Below are 20,250 nucleotides of genomic sequence, written 5' to 3'. Positions count from 1 at the left end.
GTGATAGGACTTCCCTATGAGGATCACGCTCAAACAACTGACCTATTTCAAAGCGCTCGCCGAGCAGCAGAACTTTCGCCGTGCGGCCGAGGTCTCGCATGTCTCGCAGCCTGCGCTTTCCGTGCAAATCCAAGAGCTTGAACGCATCCTCGGCGGGGCGCTGGTTGAACGCCAACCCCGCCGGGTGATTCTGACGCCGCTCGGGCGCGATACGCTGGCCAGCGCCACGCGCATTCTGGCCGAGGTGACGCAGCTGGAACAGGGCGGGCGCGCCGGTTTGGGCGGGACGCTGCGCCTTGGGGTGATTCCCACCATCGCGCCCTATCTGCTGCCCGAAGCCCTGGCGGCCCTGCGCGCCTCGGATATTTCGCTGGGCGTCGATGTGACCGAAGGCAAAACCGAACGCATTTTAGCGATGTTGAGCGAGGGCGCGCTGGACGCCTGCATCCTTGCGCTGCCGACAGAGCGTCCGGGCCTGTTTGAGGCCGAGCTGTTCGAGGATCGATTCCTGCTGGCGGGGCACGCCAAACGGCTCGCCGATCTGGGGCCGGTGCCGCGCCCCGAGGGGCTGGGCGAAAGCCAGCTTTTGCTGCTGGAGGACGGGCATTGCCTGACGGATCAAGCGCTTGCGGTCTGCGGGCGGGGCCGGGGCCACGGGCGGATCAACACTGGCGCGTCGTCGCTGCCGACCTTGTCACGGCTGGTCGAGGCGGGCTTTGGCTTTACCCTGATGCCGGAACTGGCCGCGCCGACGGAATGCGCGGCCTCGCCAAACCTTGGGCTGCGGCGGTTCGATGAGCCGCAGCCGGCGCGGCGCATTGGTCTGGTGCGGCGGTCGTCCTCGACCGGGGCGTGGTTCGACGATCTGGCCGAAACGCTGCGCGGGGTGGGGGCAAGTCTGATCGCCAATGCGCAAAAGGTGGTGTGATGGCTTATGCTTACCGCTCCCTCACCGAGTTGGATGCGGCACCATGGCAAGAACTGCGGATGGAAGGCGTGCGGCTGTTTCCCATGGGGTTTCTGACCACCGAAGCCGAGGCAGAGGCGACCTACGACCAAGCACGCTGGATCTTGGGGCAAGGCAACAACCGCGGGGTGTTCGACGGGCCGGCCCTCGTGGGGCTTGCCGGTTTGCGCCGTGGCGGGCTGTCGCGCATCGCTCATAGCGCCGAGATCGGGCCGTTCTACGTCACGCCGCCCCACCAAGGGCAGGGGGCGGCGCGCGCCCTGATGGACGGAATCATCGCCGAGGCACGCGAGACGGCGCTTGGCCTGCTGACGCTGCACGTGGATTCACGCAACGCCCGCGCGATCCGGTTCTATGAACGCTGCGGCTTTGCGCGCGTGGCGACTGTACCGGATACGGTGCGGATTGATGGCGAACCTTGCGCCGATCACATCTACCACCTGAGCCTCTAGACCAAAGTAAAAGGCGCGCCCGAACCCGGACGCGCCCCCCATATCTCTCAACAAAACCGGTGGCTTATGCCACGGCCTCTGCGCCTTCGCCCTTGAGGTGCTTGAGCAGGTTTTCCGGCGAGGAGACGCCATAGGGGTCTTCGCCGTGGTTGTCGCAGATGCCCGGCTCTTCGAACCACGCTTCGACCACGCCGTTGTCGACGATGGCCGCATAGCGCCACGAACGCATCCCAAAGCCGAGGTTGTCCTTGGCCACCAGCATGCCCATCTTGCGCGAGAACTCGCCGGAGCCGTCCGGGATAACCTTCACGTTTTCAAGGTTTTGCGACTCGGCCCACTTGTTCATCACAAAGCTGTCGTTGACCGACAGGCAGTAGATTTCGTCGATGCCCAGCTCCTTGAACTCTGCCGCGCCCTTTTCGAAACCGGGCAGCTGGTAGGTCGAGCAGGTGGGGGTGAAGGCACCCGGCAGCGAGAACAGGATCACGCGCTTGCCGGCGAAGTAGTCAGAGGTGGTCTTGTCTTCCCAGCGGAACGGGTTCGGGCCGCCAACGGCCTCGTCGCGCACGCGGGTGTGGAAGGTGACCTCGGGGAGTTTCAATCCGGCTTTCATGGCAGCTCCTTGGAATGGTTTTAAATTCGCTGCCCCCAGATAACGCCCAAAATGCTGCGCCGCAATATCAGCTTCTGAAAGAAATGTCCTGAACGCAAGACATCTATGTGATTTTTGCAATCCGGGTTAATGCCGGGTGAAAACGGCGTTTGTGATCACATTTCTGCGCGCGGCCAAATCGCATGATTCGCGTGTAAAAAGAGCGGGATGGCGCGTGGCCGTCCCGCTCTGAAAGCCCTGTGAACACTGGCTAGGGCGCAGAGGATACTGGTTAACTTTGGGGATGCGCCGCTGTATGACAGCTTGCGATACTGGAAATCCCCTCTGCTCCTCTTTAATACTGTGCCAACGCCGAAACCGTGAGGGGAAAATTCGATGCGTGATCTCAAACTGCCGTCCGAGCGCCACCCCGAAAAGGCGCATCGCCCGGACAATGCGCAGCCGAAAAAGCCCGATTGGATCAGGGTCAAGGCGCCCGTGGGCAAGGGCTACAACGATACCCGCCGGATCATGCGCGAGCACAAGCTGGTGACGGTCTGCGAAGAGGCGGGCTGCCCCAATGCGGGCGAATGCTGGAACCAGGGCCACGCGACCATGATGATCATGGGCGAGATTTGCACGCGCGGCTGTACGTTCTGCAACGTGGCCACCGGCAAGCCCGACACGCTGGACGCGTTTGAACCGGGGCGGGTGGCCGATGCGGTGCAAAAGCTGGGGCTCAACCACGTTGTGATCACATCCGTGGACCGCGACGATCTAGAGGACGGCGGGGCCGAGCATTTCGCCCAGACGATCCGAGCGGTGCGTCACCGCTCGCCCGAGACGACCATCGAAATCCTCACGCCGGACTTTCTGAAATGTGCCCCCGAGGCGCTGGAAGTGGTCGTGGCCGCCAAGCCGGACGTCTTTAACCACAACCTCGAAACCGTGCCGGGCCTGTATCCGACGGTGCGCCCCGGTGCGCGGTACTTCCACAGCTTGCGGCTGTTGCAGCGGGTCAAGGAGCTGGACCCGTCGATCTTTACCAAGTCGGGGATCATGGTTGGTCTGGGCGAGGACAAGCAGTCTGTGAACCAGATCATGGACGACATGCGCGCCGCTGACGTGGATTTCCTGACCATCGGTCAGTACCTGCAACCGACGCCGAAACACCACCGCGTCGACCGCTTTGTCCACCCGGACGAATTCGCGGCATACGAGAAAGCCGCCTATGGCAAAGGCTTCCTCATGGTGTCCGCGACGCCTCTGACCCGGTCGAGCTATCACGCGGGCGACGATTTTGCCCGGCTGCGCGCGGCACGTGAAGAAAAGCTCGCAAGGGGCTGATCTGACAGGGGAAATAGATAAGGGCGGTCCGGGTCTTGGGCCGCCCTTTTTGCATCAGATCTAGCGCCGGGTGCAGCGCTGCGCCAGTGCAAAGGCCAGCGGCCCGACCCCCAGCGACAGCACAAAGGCGATGGGCCAGGCGGTGATGAACCGCGTCAGCCACGCGCCCACCCATCCCGGCGCAAAGCCCATGGGAAAAGCGGTGAAAATCCCCGTCATCAAGAACGCCATCATCGCCGAGATGAAAACCTGCGCGAGGATCACTGTGAATTTGGTCATGGGTTAACTCCTGTTCGTGCATCCAAAAGGCGACGGGCAGGGCGATCCCAAGACTCCCGCCGCGAATTTGCGGTGCCGTGGGATCAGGGACTAACTTTCACGCGTGCGGCGCGAAGCCCGGGCTAACCAAACCGGGCGGCGTTTCTCGGCCCTTCCTATGTGGCGCTGCGCTGCGGCATGGTCAAGCGGCGATGCGCGATTTCTTGGATGTTTAGAAAAGCGGCACTAAGGGGGGCGCCAGATCTGCGCACACGTAAAAGTTGCCAGTCTCTTCTGAGAAACACCATTTTTGATATTGAACGGATGCCAAAGTCTGCGGCACCCTCACGCCTGCTAAGAGCTTTATTACCGGAGAAAACAATATGTTACGTACATGTTTTGTTGCAGGATTGTGCTTTGCCGCCGTCTCGGCGCAGGCGTTCGAATTGACCAGCCCGGACATCGCGGACGGCGGCGATATTGCCATGAAACACGTGGCGGATGTGTTCGGCTGCACCGGCGAGAATGTCTCGCCCGCGTTGGAATGGTCGGGCGTGCCCGAGGGCACCGGGGCGCTGGCCTTGATGGTGCATGACCCCGACGCGCCGACGGGGGGCGCGGGCTTTTGGCATTGGATCGCGGTGAACATCCCGGCGAACAGCACCGGCATCACGCAGGGCGCGGCTATGCCCGAGGGCGTCACCGTCCGGGCCAATGACTACGGCGCCGAAGGTTGGGGCGGCCCGTGCCCGCCCGCTGGCGATCCGCATCGCTATGTCTTTACGCTGTATGCGTTGCCCGAGGCGCTTGACGTGTCTGGCGCGCCGTCCAAGGCGGTTGTCGGCTTTATGGTGAATGCCAATGCCACCGCCACGGCAAGTCTTACCGGCATGTTCGGGCACTAAGCTGCATAGAAAAAGGCGCGTCCCGCGTGGGGCGCGCCTGCTGTCTGTTTGGCAAGGAGGTTAGTCCAGCGCGGGCAGAGCCTTGACGTATTGAGCCACTGCCATGCGATCCTCGGCGCTGAGTTTGCTAAATTTATCAACCACTTCGGCCATGTGCCCGCCGACGCTGTCGTAATCGGGGGTAAAGCCGGATTCGAGGTAATAGGCCACGTCCTCGGCGCTCCACGTCAGCTTGTCCGGGGTCAGCGCGGGAATGGTGCCCTGGCCCGAAGGGTTCGGCGCGCCGCCCATCCAGCGGGTTGTATCCAGCCCGCCCAAAGCGTTGCGCGGCGTGTGGCATTCGGCGCAATGGGCCAGCGCTTCGACCAGATAGCGGCCGCGTTCCCCGCCAGCCTCTGGCGAGGCGGGCAAAACGTAATCGCCGGTGAAAAAGAGCAGCTTCCACCCGCCCAGCGAGCGGCGGATATTGAACGGAAAGCCCACGTCATGCGCCTGCGACGGCGTGTCCGAGGCGGGCAGGGTCTGCATGTAGGCAAACAGATCGGCCACGTCCTGCGTCTGCATCTTGGCGTAGGCGGTGTAGGGGAAGGCGGGGTAATAGTGCTGGCCCTCAGGCGAGACCCCGCGCGTCACCGCATTGGCGAAATCCACCAGATCCCAGCCCGCAAGCCCCTGATCCGAAGGGGAAATGTTCGGCGCATAAAAGGTGCCAAAATCCGAGGCAAAGGGCTGGCCACCGGTCAGGACCAGCTTGTCCTCGCCGGTCGGCGCGTGGTGGCAAGAGGCGCAGCCCGCAGCGGTAAAGACTTTCTCGCCCGCGGCGGCATCCCCGGTCAGGCCGGCATAACGATCGGGGTCAACGCGAGTCGGCGCGGTGAGCCAGAGCCCGACCCCGGCAGCGACCACCGCCGCCGGGACCAGAAATTTCAGGACGCCCATGGCTTATTCAGGGGCGCGATAGGTGTCGTGGCAGCCCTTGCAAGAGCCGCCCAGCTTGCCCAGAGCCGGGCCGATGGCGTCCTTGCCGGTGGCGGCAGCGGTCTGCATCTCGGCGGCGGCGGTCTTGTAGGCCTCCCACTTGGTGCCGAAATCGTCCATGTTGTCCCAGATTTCCGGCATGGCGCGGGTGCCATCGACGGACATGGAATCGGTGCCCTCTTTGAACAGGGTGGGCTGGTGGACCATGGACACGCCAACAAGCGAGTCGGCAGCAGCAGAAGCAGTGGCGGCGTCGTATTCGATCGCGCCCTTGGCGATGCCACCCAGAACCCCAAGGTTCAACGCCATGATGCGGAACTGGCCCTGACGCGCCTTGACCTCGGCGGGCAAGTCCTGCGCGGTGGCGGCGGTGGCAAGGCCAGCCATCAGAACAGCAGTGGTAATGAGCTTTTTCATGGGGTTCTCCCTGTTGAATCCCGGATGAAACCCGGACGTTGAATAGGACCACCTTAACGCAAGGTGACCTTGTGGCAATTACATTCAGTTTTTGCTGTCTGGCGCTGCGGGTCAACCTGCAATCAGGGCGGGAATACCTGACCTCACACCGGGTTGACCTTGCGTGATCCGCCGATCAGGGCGCGCAAGTCCCGCGTCACGCGGTGCAAAATCCTTTGCCGCCCGGGCGGGGCAGGGCGGACAGGGAGGAGAAGGATTTTGGGGCGCGCCCCTCACGGCCCCGCGAACCGGCGCTGGGGGCGCGAGAGATCAGCTTTCGGTAAAGCGCACCTTGCCAATGAAGGGCAGGTTCCGGTTGCGCTGCGCAAAGTCGATACCGTAGCCCACCACGAATTCGTCGGGGATTTCGAACCCGATCCAGTCGGCGCGGAAATCCACCTCGCGGCGCACGGGCTTGTCGAGCAGGGCGATGGTCTTCAGCCGGGCGGGGTGGCGCGAGGCCAGCAGGTGCACCACGTGGCTCAGCGTGTGGCCGGTGTCGACGATGTCCTCGACCACCAGCACATCGCGCCCCTCTATCCCGCCGCGCAAATCCTTGAGGATGCGCACCTCGCGCGAGCTTTCCATGCCATCGCCATAGGATGACGCCTCAAGGAAATCGACCTCGACCGGCAGGTTCAACTCGCGCACCAAGTCTGCGATGAACACAAACGACCCGCGCAGCAGCCCGACCACCACCAGCTTGTCGGTGTCCGAAAACTCCGCCGTGATCTCGCGGCACAGCGCCTCGATCCGGGCGGCAATCGCCTTGGCGCTGATCATCTCATCTACGACATAAGGACGCTCGTGCATGGTTCCCCCTCGTCATGCTCTTGATTTTCCGGCGCTATCATACGACATCACGGGGCAAGATGCTTCCCTGAAAAGAGCGACATGCCGACCCATTCCGAGACCCGCACCTTGCCCTACACCGCCCAGCAGATGTTTGATCTGGTGGCCGATGTGGGGGCCTATCCGAAATTCCTGCCGTGGACGGCGGCGGCGCGCATCCGCTCGCGCGATGACAAGGGCGATCACGAGGTGATGCTGGCCGATCTGGTGATCTCTTTCAAAGTGTTCCGCGAACGCTTTGGCAGCCGCGTGACGCTGTTCCCGGACGACAAGCGCATCGACACCGAATACCTGGACGGGCCATTCAAGCACATGATCTCGAAGTGGGCGTTCAAGGACGTCGAGGGCGGTTGCGAAGTGTCCTTTTTCGTGGATTTCGAATTCCGCAACAAGCTGCTGCAAGGCGCGGCGGGCATGTTCTTTTACGAGGCGATGCAGCGCATTGTGCGGGCGTTTGAACGGCGCGCCGCCGAGCTCTACGGTTAAGTCCTGCGTAAGCTTTAGGGCAGGGTTAACCACCTGCGGCAAAACGCGACTCTTCGCCAGATTTAGAACAAATTTCGCCGGTTTTCTGTGGGCTCTTGCACGTTTACAGGAGCTCCCATGCAAATCTCTTCGTCTGCGAGCGCTGCGGCGCAATTCGCCAAACGGCCCGCCGCCCCGGCGCAGGCCCAACCCGCGCCCGCCGATCCCGCCCAAGAAATCAAACGCTTGGTGACCAAGGTGCAGGCCGCATACGTTGGCGCGCAGGTCGCCCCCACCACCAAGGCCGAAGCCGCCGCCCAGAACATCGCCGCGCTGGCGACCGTTGTGGCCACGGGGCAGGTCATAGCGGCGGGGCAGGCGGAAAACGGCACCACACCCGGGCGGCTCGATCTGATCGTCTGAACCTTGCGTTAACCACTGGCCGCGAATCCCCGGCGCTTGCCCAGATTTTGACAGGTTTGGCGCGCAATCCTTACGGTCAGAGTAATTCGCGTATCGAAAGGATGAATCCATGTCATCGATCTTTAACGCGGCCGTTTTAATGCCCACGGCGCAGTATGCGCCCAAGCCGGTCTCGCCCGCCAATGGCGCGCGCCCGGCCCAGACCGGGCCCGGTCAGACCCCTGCGGGTCAGACGGCGGGCCTTGTCGGCTTTACGCCCGCCGCGCCGGCTGCCACGGGGCAAGTCGGCCGCGCCAGTGCCATCACGCCGAACCCGGCGGTTACTGCGCCTGTGTCCACCTCGCAGACCGGCGTTGTGGTGGCCTCGGCGATTGCCGGGGCGGCCTCGACCCAAGGGATCGACGTCATGAGCGCCGCCGGTCAGGTGCGTCAGGCGTTAAACCCGGCCACCGCGATTGGCCCGCAATCCGCCGAGGACAACAAGGGCTTTGCCGCGCAGATGGCCTTGGCCGGGGCGCGTCCGGGGGCAGAGCCGCGACAGCCTGCGCCCGAGGGGGAAGGGGTCCGTGCCGGTGATCGACCCACGGTCCGCGCCGGAGACCCCGGTGACAGATCTGTCGACCGGGCAGGGGACCGGTCTGGCGCGTCGACCCGCCCAGCGAACGATGCAGGCGAGGAGCAGGCCTTGGGCCGATTTGACGCTGCGCGCCAAGAGACAGCCCGCGCCGAGCGGACCGATGGCTTGCAACGTCAGGACAGCGCCCGAGCCGAACGCGCCGGAAATGCCGACCGCCAAGAGGGCGCGCGCTTTGCCCGCTCTGAAGAGGCTCAGCGGCAGGGCGACGAGCGGACCGAGCTAAAGGGCACCGCCGCCCGCGGCGAGGCCGAGCGCAACGCCGAACGCGACGAACAGCGGATCGAGAACCGCGCCCAAGAGGACAAGCGCCTGCGCCGCGAAGAGGCCCGCCAACAGGAGCAGCCCACCGAGGTGAAGCAGCGCGAAGAGGCGGACTATATCAAGACAGAGACCGACTTTGAGCTGACCACCCGGCCCGTGGGCACCAGTGACGACGCCACCGCAGAGGACACCGCCGTGACCGAGGCCGAAGAGGCCGAAGCCGAGGTGATCGCGCAGCAAGAAGCCTTTGAGGCGACGACCACGCCCATTGGTCGAGAGCGTCCCACCGAGGCTCCTGCGAACCCCAACGCCCCGCGCGGCGGCTCTGCCTTGACCGAGGCCAGCAGTGAGGCCCCCAAAGGGATGATGGCCGAGCAAAGCGACACCTCGCCGGTGACAGAGGCGCTGGAGGCGGCCACCGCAGGCTATCGTGGCGCTGCGGAAACCACCTCTGCCGCCGATCCGGCCAAGCTGATGACCACCGCCTAAGCGCCAGCCTGACAAGGCTGTCACAGCCGCCTAAGGACAACAAAAAACGGGCCCTGCGAGGGGCCCGTTTCGTTTTGTCTGTCAGACCAGCTTAGCTGGCGTGATCGTAGGCCCGCTCGCCGTGGGTGGTGATGTCCAGACCCTGATGCTCGGTCTCTTCGTCCACGCGCAGCGGCGTGATCGCCTTGACCACAAAGATCAGCACCACGGTCACAACCACGGTAAAGATGCCAACAATCGCCAGAGCGCCCAGCTGCGCCGTCCAGGAGCCCAGCCCAAAGGCCGCGATCATGATCGTACCAAAGATGCCGCCCACGCCGTGCACCGCGAACACGTCCAGCGTGTCGTCGATTTGCAGTTTGTTGCGGATCAGGTTGACCGCTTCCTGGCACAGAATGCCTGCGATAGCGCCGATGATGACCGCCTGAATGGGGTTCACGAAACCCGACGCCGGGGTGATCGAGGCCAGACCGGCGATGGTGCCGGTGACGATGCCCACGAGGGACGCTTTGCCGAACTTGATCTTTTCCCAGATCGCCCAGGTCAGCGAGGCCGTCGCCGCCGAGATATGCGTCACGGTCAGCGCCATGGCCGCGCCGCCATCTGCCGCCAGCTGCGAGCCGCCGTTAAAGCCGAACCAGCCGACCCACAGCATGGACGCACCGATCATCACGTAACCGGGGTTGTGCGGCGGGTGCTTTTGGTTCTTGCGCGGGCCAAGGAAAACCGCGATCAGCAGCGCCGCGATGGCCGCCGTTTCGTGCACCACGATCCCGCCGGCAAAGTCCTTGACGCCAACGTCGCCAAAGATGCCGCCATCGGCCATCATGCCGCCGCCCCAGATCCAGTGGGTGACGGGCGCGTAGCAGATCAGCATCCACAGCGCCGAGAACAGCATCACAAAGCCAAAGCCCACACGCTCCACATACGCGCCGACGATCAGCGCCGGGGTGATGATCGCAAAGGTCATCTGGAAGGCAAAGAACAGCACCTCGGGCAGGGTGCCCGACAGGGTGTCCGCGGTGACGCCGTTCAGGAACATCTTGTCCAGACCGCCCCAATAGGCGTTGCCCTCGCCGAATGCGATGGAATAGCCAAACGCCAGCCAAAGCACGCTCATCAGGCAGGCAATGGCATAGCAGTGCATAAAGACACTCAGTACGTTTCGTGCACGCACGAGGCCGCCGTAAAACAGCGCCAGCCCCGGCAACGTCATGAACAGCACAAGCGCTGTCGCGACGATGATCCAAGCGGTATCCGCTCCGTTCATATCTTGTCCCTCCGGTTTCCTGCGGGCGTACATGCAGGATTCGGATGCGAAAAAAAGTATCTTTGGCTTTTGAGGGCGCGTAAAACGGCGGCAGTTTGCAAAACGGCTAAAAAATGGGCGGTTATTTTGGTTAATGCCCCCTTACCGGGCGATACGCGCATGTCTTATTTTGCGGGCGGTGTGCTGTTGTATGCAGATTTTTCGCTTAAATATTGTGCGGAACATGGGGCGGTGTGGGGCTATTTCTGGCCCCTTGGCCTCATGTCGATCAGCGCTTTAAGATTTGCCGTCCAGATCTGCCAGCCCGCGCAGGATCAAATCCAACGCGTGGTCGGCGGCCGCTGCGCGCACATTCGCCCGCCCCAAAGCGCCATGTTCGATGGTTTCCGACACCACGCCAGAGGCCGTCGCCAGCGCATAGCAGACGCGGCCTTCGGGTTTGAACTCGGACCCGCCGGGGCCCGCGATGCCGGAAATCGCCACCGCCACATCGGCCCGCGCCGCCTGCAACGCGCCCTGCGCCATCTGGCGCGCGACCTGCTCTGACACCGCGCCATGGGCGCCCAGCGTGGCGGGGGAGACGCCCAGCATCTCGGTCTTGGCCACGTTGGAATAGGTGACAAAGCCCCGCTCGAACACCGCCGACGACCCCGGCACATCGGTGATCGCCGCCGAGACCTTGCCCCCCGTGCAGCTTTCCGCGCAGGTGACCGTCAGGCCAAGCGCCGTGGCGCGCGCCACGATATCCTCGGCCCGGGTCATTGCGCGTTCAGGATCAGCGGGACGTGATACAGCGCCGCAAGGACAAAGACGCCAAAGGCGGCAAAGACCCCGGCCCAGACGTCATCCATCATCACGCCATAGGCATCGCCGCGCCGGTCCGCCTTGCCCACCAGCCACGGCTTGCGAATGTCGAACAGTCGGAACAGCACGAATGCCGCGATCCAGCCCGGGTACAGCGCCAGCAGGTCCGCCCCTGCAAAGGCCGCGCCATAGCCCACCGGCCAAAGCGCGATCCACTGGCCGACCAGCTCGTCGATGACCACCCAGGACGGGTCGTGATCGCCGGTCTTGGTGACTTGCGCCGTGGCGTACCAGCCCACGACAAAGGCCACCACCGTGAGCGCTGCCAGCAGCCAAAAGCCCCCGACCAACAGCACGCCATAGGCCAAAACCACCGACACAGCCGAGCCCCAAGTCCCCGGCGCAGGCCGCAGGAAACCGACATATCCAAGGGACGCAATCGCCTTCATGTGCGCACCAGCGTCGCGGTGGCAATCGCCGCGATCCCTTCTTCACGGCCCGTAAACCCAAGCCTTTCCGAGGTGGTCGCCTTGATCGACACGCGGTCCTCGGTGATCCCAAGGATAAAGGCCATCTTGGCGATCATCGCCGGGGCGTGCGGGCCGACCTTGGGGCGCTCGCAGATCAAGGTGCAATCGACATTGGAAATGGTGAACCCTTTTTCACTGGCCAGATCGCGCGCGTGGCGCAGGAAGATCTCGGACGGCGCGCCTTTCCACTGCGGCTCGGACGGGGGGAAGTGGCGGCCAATGTCGCCCTCGGCCATTGCGCCATACAGCGCGTCGGTCACCGCGTGCATCCCCACATCGGCGTCGGAATGGCCCCTAAGTGCCTTGTCATGCGGGATTTCCACGCCGCAGAGGATCACGTGATCGCCCTCTTCAAAGGCGTGCACGTCATAGCCGTTGCCAAGCCTTACATCCATCTGTCTCTCCAATAGTCCGGTCGCCCGCGCGAAATCGCCGGGCAGGGTAATCTTGAGGTTGCGCTCATCGCCTTGGGTGATGGCCACGTCGAGACCCGCCGCGCGCGCGACCTCGACATCATCGGCCGCGCCGCCGGGGTGGGCGCGGTGCGCGGCAAGGATCGCGTCAAAGCGGAACCCCTGAGGGGTCTGGGCGCGATATAGCCCGGTCCGGTCCTGTGTCCCGACCACAAGGCCATTTTCCCCGCGCCACAAGGCATCGCTGACGGCAAGGGCAGGGGCCGCGCCCGCGTGCGTTTCCAAAGCGTAGATGACCCCTTGGACCACCGCATCCGGCACACAGCAGCGTGCCACGTCGTGGATCAGCGCGACATCCGGCGCGGTGGGCGCAAGCGCCTCCAGCCCCGCACGGACCGATCCGTCGCGAGTCGCCGCCCCGTCGACCAAAGTGACCTCCAGCCCGTCACAGACTTGCGCCGCCAAGGTTCGGTCGTCGGGGTGAATCACCATGCACAGCCGTCCGAACCCCGCCAAACGCTCCAGCGTCCAGCGCGCCACGGGTTTGCCGCCGACCGGTTGCCACTGCTTTGGCAAACCGCCCCCGGCGCGTGTCCCGCGCCCCGCCGCAACGATCACAATGGCTATGTCCATGGCTCTGGCTCCCTTTGCGCTTGTCTTAGGCGCTCATGAAGTGCTGCGCAATCTTGCGGGGTGGTGATTAAAAATTAGGCATGAGCCCTTTCTGCGCCTGCAAAAAGGCCGCAGAATATTGAACAGTATAAAGGACACAGTTACCTCAAACTTAATTGCACAAGGAATAGGCACTTGCCGCTGCCCCTCGGACCCAAGGAAATAACGCCCCCCGTGCTGCTGGCCCCACTGGCGGGAATCACCGATTTGCCGTTTCGCAATCTGGTGTCGCGCTTTGGCGCGGGCCTCGTGGTGTCCGAAATGATCGCGTCTGGCGAGTTCCTGACCGCGCGCCCCGGCACCCGCGAAAAGGCCGAACTGGGCGCGCAGATCGAAAACACCAGCGTCCAGATCGCCGGACGAGAGCCCGAACCCATGGCCGAAGCCGCCCGCCAGGTTGTGGACATGGGCGCCAAGGTGGTGGACATCAACATGGGCTGCCCGGCGAAAAAGGTGACGGGCGGCTGGTCTGGCTCGGCCCTCATGCAGGTGCCCGACCACGCGCTGCGCCTGATCGAGGCGGTGGTGAACGCGGTTGACGTTCCGGTGACGCTCAAGACGCGGCTGGGCTGGGATGACAGCGCGCGCAACGCCGCCGATCTGGCCAAGCGTGCCGAAGGGGCCGGGGTCCGAATGGTGGTGATCCATGGCCGCACCCGCTGTCAGTTCTATAAAGGGCACGCCGACTGGGCCGCCATTGCCGAGGTCAAACAGGCGGTCAATGTGCCGGTGGTGGCCAATGGCGACATCATTGACGCTGCGACCGCCCGCCAAGCGCTGGACCTGTCCGGCGCCGATGGCGTCATGGTTGGGCGCGGGGCGCAAGGGGCGCCTTGGGTGCTGGCCGAGATTGCAGCCGAGCTTTACGGCACGCCCGCGCCTGACATCCCCACGGGCAGCGCCCTGGCCGACATGGTCTGCGCCCACTACGAGGCGATGTTGGACTTCTATGGCGCGACTTTGGGCAACCGCGTCGCGCGCAAACACTTGGGTTGGTACATGGACCGCGCCGAAACCGCCGCGCCCCTGCGCCAACAGATCTTAACAGAGAAAACGCCCGCGCAGGTCTTGCGCCTGTTGCCCGAGGCGCTGGCGACGGCCCCGACGGAGGCGGCATGACGGAAACGACGGAAATGCAAATCTGGTCCTCTTTGCCGGTCCCGGCAATTTTGATCGACGAAAACGAATGTATTGGGGATGTGAACCCGGCGGGCGAAGGCTTTTTGAACAACTCGGCCAAGTGGCTGACGGGTCAGCCCATCTGGGACCGCATCGCGGTGGACGCGCCGCTGGAGGAAAGCCTGATGCGCGCGCGCGAACACGGCACGCCGCTGTTCGTCAATGACGTGGACGTGGGCACCGGCAGCCGCGCGCCGCTGGTGTGCAACCTGCAAATCGCGCCGCTTCAGGGCAAGCCGGGCTGGATGGTGATGCTGATTTCCCCGCGCGAGCTGGCCGGGCGGATGACGCAAAGCCACTCTGTCAAATCGGCGGCCAAGTCGGCCATCGGCATGGCGGAGATGCTGGCCCATGAAATCAAGAACCCGCTGGCCGGGATCACCGGGGCGGCGCAGCTTGTCAGCATGGGCCTGCCCAAAGAGGATCAGGAACTGACCGATCTGATCGTCGCCGAAACCCGCCGCATCGTGAAGCTGCTCGAACAGGTCGAGCAATTCGGCAACCTCTCGCCCCCCGAACGGCGCGAGGTCAATATCCACGACGTGCTCGACCGCGCGCGGCGCTCGGCGGCGCTGGGGTTCGGCGCGCATATGAAAATCATCGAGGATTACGACCCCTCGTTGCCCATGGCGATGGGCGATCCGGACCAGCTGCTGCAAGTGATCCTGAACCTTGTGAAAAACGCTTCCGAGGCGGCGGACCCGATCGCCGGCGGCACCGTCCGCCTGCACACCTTTTACGAACACAGCTTCCGCCTGCGCCGGGCGGATGGCTCTGGGCACACGCTGCCCTTGCAGATCGAGATCATCGACGATGGTCCCGGCCTGCCGCCCGACATCAAGGGCGACATCTTTGATCCCTTCGTGTCCGGCAAGGAAAACGGCACGGGGCTGGGGCTGGCCTTGGTCAGCAAGATCATTTCCGACCACGACGGGTGGATTTCGGTGGACTCGGTCCCCGGCCGCACCGTGTTTCGCATTTCACTGCCCCGCGCAACGGGACAGAGCAAGGAGACTGAGTGATGGATGGTACAGTACTTGTCGCGGATGACGACCGCACGATTCGCACGGTTTTGACCCAAGCCCTGACCCGCGCAGGCTGTAAGGTGCACGCGACCTCTTCGCTGACGACGCTGATGCGTTGGGTCGGCGAGGGCAAAGGCGACGTGGTGATCTCCGACGTCATGATGCCCGACGGCAATGGTCTGGAAATGCTGCCCAAGATCAACGAGGATCGGCCCGACCTGCCGGTGATCGTGATTTCGGCGCAGAACACCATCATGACCGCCATTCAGGCCGCCGAGGCCGAGGCTTATGATTATTTGCCCAAGCCCTTTGACCTGCCCGACCTGATGAAACGCACGGCCAAGGCGCTCGACAACCGCAAGCGCGCGCCCAAGCGCGAAGAGCCGGTGGTGGGCGCCGATGCCCCCGATGAGCTGCCTTTGGTGGGGAAAACCCCGGCGATGCAGGCGCTGTACCGTCTGGTGGCGCGGGTGATGAACACCGACCTGCCGGTCTTGATCACGGGCGAAAGCGGGACGGGGAAATCCTTGATTGCCAAGGCGTTGCACGACTTTTCCGACCGGCGGTCCTTGCCCTTTGTCACCGTCACGGCGGCCGATCTGCAAGACCTCGATGGGCCTGCGCGGGTGCTGGCGCGGGTCAAGGGCGGCACGCTGTTGATCGACGAGATCGCCGATGTCAGCGACGAGGTGCAGGGCCGCATCGTGCGCATGATGGACGTGCCGGGCGATCACACGCCGCGCTTCCTTGCGTCGTCGCAATACGATCCGCAAAGCCTGATCGACGGCGGCAAGGTGCGTCAGGACCTGTTCTATCGTCTCGACGGGGCAGCCATCGCGGTCCCCAGCTTGCGCGAGCGGGTCGAGGATATTCCGCTGCTGACCGACCACTTCTTCTTGCGCGGGGAACGCGAAGGCGCGCCCAAGCGCTGGCTGTCCGAAGGGGCGGCGGACCTTTTCCGCGTCTACTCGTGGCCGGGCAATGTGCGCCAGCTGGAAAACGCCGTGCGCCGCCTGTCTCTGACCAGCCGCACCGATGAAATCACCCGCGCCGAGGTCGAAGCCGTCCTTGGCAACCAGCCCGAAACCGGCGCGGTGCTGCGTGGCGGCGACAGTGACAAGCTGGGCGACAGCGTGGCGCGCCACCTGCGGCGCTACTTTGACCTGCACGGCGCGATGTTGCCGCCGCCGGGGCTGTATGGCCGCATCGTCCGCGAGGTCGAAGGCCCGCTGATCGAACTGGCCCTAGAGGCCACAGGCGGGAATCAGGCGAAATGCGCCGACCTTCTGGGCATCAACCGAAATACGCTGCGAAAGAAAATCACCGATCTCGATATTCGCGTGACACGGCGCCGCAAATTGATGTAAAAAGACCACATAACTGTGGCCCCTTCGCCCTGGCGTGATGAGAAGGCCACAATATATGGCGGTTGCTGGCCTTGGACCCCAAGGTTCAGCGCATCAATTTGGGGGCAGGCTGTGGCAACGCGGGCACGCTCATTGTCTGGGTCCACAACGTGGGCGCGTCTGACACGGCTCAGACGCCAGCGACGCGTGCAGAACGCGATCACGCTGGGCTTGGTTTTGCTGGGGCCGTTGCTGGCCTTGGCGACGTTTCTGGTCCTTGGGCCGTTCGGGCAAGGCGCAACTGCGCTCAGCCTGCGCTTGGTCCTGCTGGCGGACTTTATCTATGTGCTCGCGCTGGCGACCATGGTGCTGGGCCGCGTCGCCCGCATGGTCACCGAACGGCGCAAGCAATCGGCGGGATCACGCCTGCACCTGCGGCTGACCGGGGCCTTTGCGCTGATGGCGCTGCTGCCCACGGTGACGGTGGCGGTCTTTGCCGTGTTAACCATCAACATCGGCCTTGAGACGTGGTTTTCGAGCCGGGTGCAGAACGTGGTGGGCGCGTCTTTGGCGGCTGCCGAAGCCTATGAGGCCGAACAGCGCGTGGCCATGCAGGCGGACGCCTCGGCGTTGGCCAGCTTTCTTGACGCCAGCCGCCGCGCCAATGCCGGCATGGATGACGGCGATCTGCGGCAGATCCTCGGGCAGGGGCAATCGCAGATCCAGCGTGGCTTGTCCGAGGCCTATGTGGTTGACAGCGCTGGCGAAATCCGTGCGCGCGGCGAGCGGTCCTACCTGTTCGATTTCGAAAAACCGAGCGCGGACAGCTTTGCCGAGGCCGCCGACAACGGCCTTGCGATTATCCCCGATTGGGACATCAACGAGCTGCGCGCGCTGGTGCGGCTGCGGGCCTTTCCCGACCGCTACCTTTATGTGACGCGCGATGTGGACGGGGCGATCCTGCACTTGCTGGACGAGACGCAGGAAACCGCGCGCTTTTACCAACAACAGGAATCCGAGCGCGGGCGGCGGCTGTTCGACTTTGCAGTGCTGTATCTTGGCTTTGCCCTGCTGCTGATCCTCGCCGCCACCTGGGCCGGGCTTTGGTTCGCGGAAAAGCTCAGCCGCCCGGTGGGCCGCCTCGCGGGGGCCGCGCAGCGTGTCGGGGCAGGGGACCTGAACGTGCAGGTCCTTGAGGAAGAGGGCGACGACGAGATTTCCATGCTGGGGCGGTACTTTAACCAGATGACCCGCCAGCTGAAGGGCCAGCGCGACACGCTGCTGGAAAACACCCGCCAGATCGAGCGCCGCCAGCGCCTGTTCGACTCGGTGCTGTCGTCCGTGACCTCGGGGGTGGTGGGCCTTGATGCCGAAGGCAAAGTGACCTTTGTGAACCGCTCCGCCGAGCGCCTGCTGGGCTGGCACGAGACCCACAAGGCGATCCCTTTGCCCGTGGCGGTGCCAGAGTTCGGCCCGCTGTTCGACCGCCTGCGCGACCAGTCGATGGAAACCGCGCAGGACGAGGTCAAGGTCAGCCGCGAGGGCCGTCTGGAAAACCTGCTGGTGCGCCTGTCGACGCGCCGCCGCGACGATGGCTCCCTCGAAGGTTTCGTGGTGGCCTTTGACGATGTGACCGACCTTGTCAGCGCCCAGCGGATGGCCGCTTGGGGCGACGTGGCCCGCCGCATCGCCCATGAGATCAAGAACCCGCTGACGCCGATCCGCCTGTCCGCCGAGCGCATCAAGCGCAAGTTTGGCCGCCAGCTGGACGAGGACGACGCCGCCAAGCTGGAGGATATGACCGAAGTCATCGTCCGCCAGACCGAAGGGCTGCGCCGCATCGTCGACGAGTTCAGCAAATTCGCGCGGATGCCCGAACCCGACCGCCGCAGCGAAGACCTTGGCGATCTGTTGCGCGGGGCGGTGCTGTTGCAAGAGGCGGGGCAGCCGGACGTGCGCTTCACCACCGAGATTCCCAGCGGCAAGATGCCCGCGGAACTGGATGCGGCGATGATCGGGCAGGCGCTGACCAACCTGATCAAGAACGCCGGTGAGGCGACGGTCACCTTGCGCGAAAACGGCGCGCCGGACGGCTACACGCCCCAGATCCGCATCACCGCCACGGTAGACGGCGACAAGGGCGAAATCCGCATCATGGACAACGGCGTCGGCCTGCCAGAGGACCGCGCGCGGCTGTTCGAACCCTATGTGACGACGCGCGACGAGGGCACCGGCCTTGGCCTGCCCATCGTCAAAAAGATCATCGAAGAACACGGCGGAACGCTGGTGCTGGACGACGCACCCGCCTTTGCCGAAGGGGCGCACCAAGGGGCCATGGCGGTCTTGCGGTTGCCCTTGGACATTGCAGTCAGTGACCCCGGCGTACAGGCGCTGGAACAAGTTTGAAAAGAAAGAGTAGGGGCCCAGAATGAGCGACATTCTTATTGTTGACGACGAACGGGATATTCGCGAGCTGATCGGCGACATCCTCGAAGACGAAGGCTTTACCACGCGCCTTGCTGGCAACTCGAGCGAGGCCATGGCCGAGATCAACGCCGAGCCGCCCGCGCTGCTGATCCTTGATATCTGGCTCAAGGACAGCAAGATGGACGGGATCGACATCCTCAAGGCGGTCAAGCGTGACAACCCCGACATCCCGGTGGTGATCATTTCCGGCCATGGCAACATCGAGATTGCGGTCGCGGCGATCAAGCAAGGCGCCTATGATTTCATCGAAAAGCCGTTCAACATCGACCAGCTTCTGGTGGTGATCCGCCGCGCCATGGAGACATCCTTGTTGCGCCGCGAGAACAACCAGCTCAAGCGCGGAGAGGTCAAGGCGGCCGAGATGATCGGTGACAGCGCCGCCTATCGCACGCTGGTTTCGCAGCTGGACAAGGTGACCAAGTCCAACGGCCGCGTGATGCTGACCGGCCCTGCGGGGGCGGGCAAAGAGGTGGCGGCGCGGTATATCCATGGCCGCTCGGGGCGGGCGAATGCGCCCTTTGTCACCGTCAACTGCGCCGGGGTCGAGCCCGACATGATGGAGACGATGCTGTTTGGCAAGGAAAGCGCGCAGCGCGGGGTGGAACCCGGCCTGCTGGAACAGGCGCACGGCGGCGTGGTCTATTTCGACGAGGTCGCGGACATGCCCCACGGCACCCAGTCCAAGATCCTGCGGGTGCTGGTGGACCAGCAATTCACCCGCGTGGGCGGCAACGACAAGGTGCGGGTGGACCTGCGGGTGATCTCTTCGACGAACCGCGACTTGCAGGTGGAAATCGCCGAGGGGCGCTTTCGCGAGGAACTGTATCACCGCCTGAACGTGGTGCCGATCGCGGTGCCGTCGCTGGCCGAACGGCGCGAGGATATTCCGGTTCTGGCGCAGCACTTTATCGAGGCCTGCAACGCCACGCAGGGGCTGCCCCTGCGCGAGCTGTCCGAGGATGCGGTGGCCTTGATGCAGACGATGACCTGGCCCGGCAACGTGCGCCAGCTCAAGAACCTGATCGAACGGGTGTTGATCCTTGGGGATGGCACCGGGCCGATCGAGGCGCGCGAGCTGCCCAGTGATGCGGCACCCGGCGAGGATGCCGAAGGGCGCGTGGTGCTGTCGGGCACGCTGGCGACGCTGCCGCTGCGCGAGGCGCGTGAGGCGTTTGAGCGCGAGTACCTGCTGACGCAGATCAACCGCTTTGGCGGGAATATCTCGCGCACCGCGTCCTTTGTGGGGATGGAACGTTCGGCCTTGCACCGCAAGCTCAAATCGCTCGGCGTGGTGACCAGCCAAAAGTCCGGCGCACGGGTGGCCCGCGTCGAGGACGAGATCGAGCAAGCCTCCTGATCCGCATCGCGCGGGGGGAAGCCTGATCCAAAGGAGCGCTTCCGCGCGCTTTTATACAGCAAGACCATAGGCGACGCCCCACATT

The 20,250-nt window shown here is 64.2% G+C and carries 21 protein-coding genes; 12 read left to right on the top strand and 9 right to left on the bottom strand.

Annotated elements, in window-relative coordinates; translation table 11 throughout:
- Window positions 1-16: 16 nt before the first annotated feature.
- The gene (locus tag B9A11_RS06455) at window positions 17-928 is read left to right on the top strand and encodes a hydrogen peroxide-inducible genes activator (protein WP_058246713.1); all 912 of its coding nucleotides are present in this window, start codon (window positions 17-19) and stop codon (window positions 926-928) included.
- Entirely contained in the window at window positions 928-1,419 is a 492-nt protein-coding gene (locus tag B9A11_RS06450; protein WP_058246714.1) for a GNAT family N-acetyltransferase, read from the top strand. Before B9A11_RS06455 ends, B9A11_RS06450 begins: the two co-directional genes overlap by 1 nt.
- Before the next feature lie 64 nt (window positions 1,420-1,483).
- On the opposite strand, the gene B9A11_RS06445 is transcribed toward B9A11_RS06450, so the two are convergent.
- On the bottom strand, window positions 1,484-2,032 hold the full coding sequence (locus B9A11_RS06445; RefSeq protein WP_058246715.1) for a peroxiredoxin: 549 nt from the start codon (window positions 2,030-2,032) through the stop codon (window positions 1,484-1,486).
- 375 nt (window positions 2,033-2,407) lie between these two features.
- Here B9A11_RS06445 and lipA point away from each other — a divergent pair, with 375 nt between their 5' ends.
- The gene (gene lipA / locus B9A11_RS06440; RefSeq protein ID WP_058246716.1) at window positions 2,408-3,358 is read left to right on the top strand and encodes a lipoyl synthase; all 951 of its coding nucleotides are present in this window, start codon (window positions 2,408-2,410) and stop codon (window positions 3,356-3,358) included.
- A 60-nt stretch (window positions 3,359-3,418) separates the two neighbouring features.
- Here lipA and B9A11_RS06435 read toward each other — a convergent pair whose 3' ends face one another.
- Entirely contained in the window at window positions 3,419-3,637 is a 219-nt protein-coding gene (locus B9A11_RS06435) for a DUF2798 domain-containing protein (protein WP_058246717.1), read from the bottom strand.
- Window positions 3,638-3,999: 362 nt separating this feature from the next.
- On the opposite strand from B9A11_RS06435, the gene B9A11_RS06430 reads away from it, so the two are divergent.
- On the top strand, window positions 4,000-4,521 hold the full coding sequence (locus B9A11_RS06430) for a YbhB/YbcL family Raf kinase inhibitor-like protein (protein ID WP_058246718.1): 522 nt from the start codon (window positions 4,000-4,002) through the stop codon (window positions 4,519-4,521).
- A 60-nt stretch (window positions 4,522-4,581) separates the two neighbouring features.
- Here B9A11_RS06430 and B9A11_RS06425 read toward each other — a convergent pair whose 3' ends face one another.
- The 3 genes from B9A11_RS06425 to hpt all read right to left on the bottom strand — a co-directional run bounded on the left by B9A11_RS06425 (window position 4,582) and on the right by hpt (window position 6,768).
- Entirely contained in the window at window positions 4,582-5,460 is an 879-nt protein-coding gene (locus B9A11_RS06425) for a c-type cytochrome (RefSeq protein ID WP_058246719.1), read from the bottom strand.
- Window positions 5,461-5,463: 3 nt separating this feature from the next.
- Window positions 5,464-5,916, bottom strand: a complete 453-nt coding sequence (locus tag B9A11_RS06420; RefSeq protein ID WP_058246720.1) for a c-type cytochrome — start codon at window positions 5,914-5,916, stop codon at window positions 5,464-5,466.
- 309 nt (window positions 5,917-6,225) lie between these two features.
- Window positions 6,226-6,768 (bottom strand): hypoxanthine phosphoribosyltransferase, encoded by a 543-nt coding sequence (hpt, locus tag B9A11_RS06415; RefSeq protein WP_058246721.1) that lies wholly within the window; start codon window positions 6,766-6,768, stop codon window positions 6,226-6,228.
- 81 nt (window positions 6,769-6,849) lie between these two features.
- Here hpt and B9A11_RS06410 point away from each other — a divergent pair, with 81 nt between their 5' ends.
- The 3 genes from B9A11_RS06410 (at window position 6,850) to B9A11_RS06400 (ending at window position 9,082) form a co-directional block, all read left to right on the top strand.
- Complete coding sequence (locus B9A11_RS06410; RefSeq protein WP_058246722.1) at window positions 6,850-7,293, top strand: type II toxin-antitoxin system RatA family toxin; 444 nt, start codon at window positions 6,850-6,852, stop codon at window positions 7,291-7,293.
- A 117-nt stretch (window positions 7,294-7,410) separates the two neighbouring features.
- Complete coding sequence (locus B9A11_RS06405) at window positions 7,411-7,695, top strand: hypothetical protein (protein WP_058246723.1); 285 nt, start codon at window positions 7,411-7,413, stop codon at window positions 7,693-7,695.
- Window positions 7,696-7,804: 109 nt separating this feature from the next.
- Window positions 7,805-9,082, top strand: a complete 1,278-nt coding sequence (locus tag B9A11_RS06400) for a hypothetical protein (protein ID WP_058246724.1) — start codon at window positions 7,805-7,807, stop codon at window positions 9,080-9,082.
- 91 nt (window positions 9,083-9,173) lie between these two features.
- On the opposite strand, the gene B9A11_RS06395 is transcribed toward B9A11_RS06400, so the two are convergent.
- From B9A11_RS06395 to B9A11_RS06380, 4 genes are all read right to left on the bottom strand, one after another.
- Window positions 9,174-10,352 carry an ammonium transporter gene (locus B9A11_RS06395; RefSeq protein WP_058246725.1) on the bottom strand — a complete coding sequence of 393 codons (1,179 nt, stop codon included), beginning with the start codon at window positions 10,350-10,352 and terminating at the stop codon, window positions 9,174-9,176.
- A gap of 276 nt (window positions 10,353-10,628) precedes the next feature.
- On the bottom strand, window positions 10,629-11,114 hold the full coding sequence (locus B9A11_RS06390; RefSeq protein ID WP_058246726.1) for a CinA family protein: 486 nt from the start codon (window positions 11,112-11,114) through the stop codon (window positions 10,629-10,631).
- Window positions 11,111-11,605, bottom strand: a complete 495-nt coding sequence (locus tag B9A11_RS06385) for a phosphatidylglycerophosphatase A family protein (protein ID WP_058246727.1) — start codon at window positions 11,603-11,605, stop codon at window positions 11,111-11,113. Before B9A11_RS06385 ends, B9A11_RS06390 begins: the two co-directional genes overlap by 4 nt.
- The gene (locus tag B9A11_RS06380) at window positions 11,602-12,732 is read right to left on the bottom strand and encodes a bifunctional 2-C-methyl-D-erythritol 4-phosphate cytidylyltransferase/2-C-methyl-D-erythritol 2,4-cyclodiphosphate synthase (protein ID WP_058246728.1); all 1,131 of its coding nucleotides are present in this window, start codon (window positions 12,730-12,732) and stop codon (window positions 11,602-11,604) included. The genes B9A11_RS06385 and B9A11_RS06380 overlap by 4 nt, the downstream gene beginning before the upstream one ends.
- 174 nt (window positions 12,733-12,906) lie before the next feature.
- Between B9A11_RS06380 and dusB the strand changes: the two genes are divergently transcribed.
- From dusB to ntrX, 5 genes are all read left to right on the top strand, one after another.
- Window positions 12,907-13,890 (top strand): tRNA dihydrouridine synthase DusB, encoded by a 984-nt coding sequence (dusB, locus tag B9A11_RS06375; protein ID WP_058246729.1) that lies wholly within the window; start codon window positions 12,907-12,909, stop codon window positions 13,888-13,890.
- Window positions 13,887-14,972 (top strand): two-component system sensor histidine kinase NtrB, encoded by a 1,086-nt coding sequence (locus B9A11_RS06370; RefSeq protein ID WP_058246730.1) that lies wholly within the window; start codon window positions 13,887-13,889, stop codon window positions 14,970-14,972. The genes dusB and B9A11_RS06370 overlap by 4 nt, the downstream gene beginning before the upstream one ends.
- The gene (locus B9A11_RS06365) at window positions 14,972-16,342 is read left to right on the top strand and encodes a response regulator (protein ID WP_058246731.1); all 1,371 of its coding nucleotides are present in this window, start codon (window positions 14,972-14,974) and stop codon (window positions 16,340-16,342) included. The genes B9A11_RS06370 and B9A11_RS06365 overlap by 1 nt, the downstream gene beginning before the upstream one ends.
- A gap of 111 nt (window positions 16,343-16,453) precedes the next feature.
- Complete coding sequence (locus tag B9A11_RS06360) at window positions 16,454-18,727, top strand: sensor histidine kinase NtrY-like (RefSeq protein WP_083499779.1); 2,274 nt, start codon at window positions 16,454-16,456, stop codon at window positions 18,725-18,727.
- A 22-nt stretch (window positions 18,728-18,749) separates the two neighbouring features.
- Window positions 18,750-20,165: a nitrogen assimilation response regulator NtrX gene (ntrX, locus tag B9A11_RS06355; RefSeq protein ID WP_058246733.1), complete on the top strand. Its 1,416-nt coding sequence runs from the start codon at window positions 18,750-18,752 to the stop codon at window positions 20,163-20,165.
- Window positions 20,166-20,250 lie beyond the last annotated feature (85 nt).

The sequence above is a fragment of the Tropicibacter naphthalenivorans genome (assembly GCF_900176475.1).
Taxonomy (GTDB): domain Bacteria; phylum Pseudomonadota; class Alphaproteobacteria; order Rhodobacterales; family Rhodobacteraceae; genus Tropicibacter; species Tropicibacter naphthalenivorans.
The sequence above is the reverse complement of the archived record's forward strand: the minus strand, read 5'-3'. Positions and strand labels throughout refer to the sequence as shown.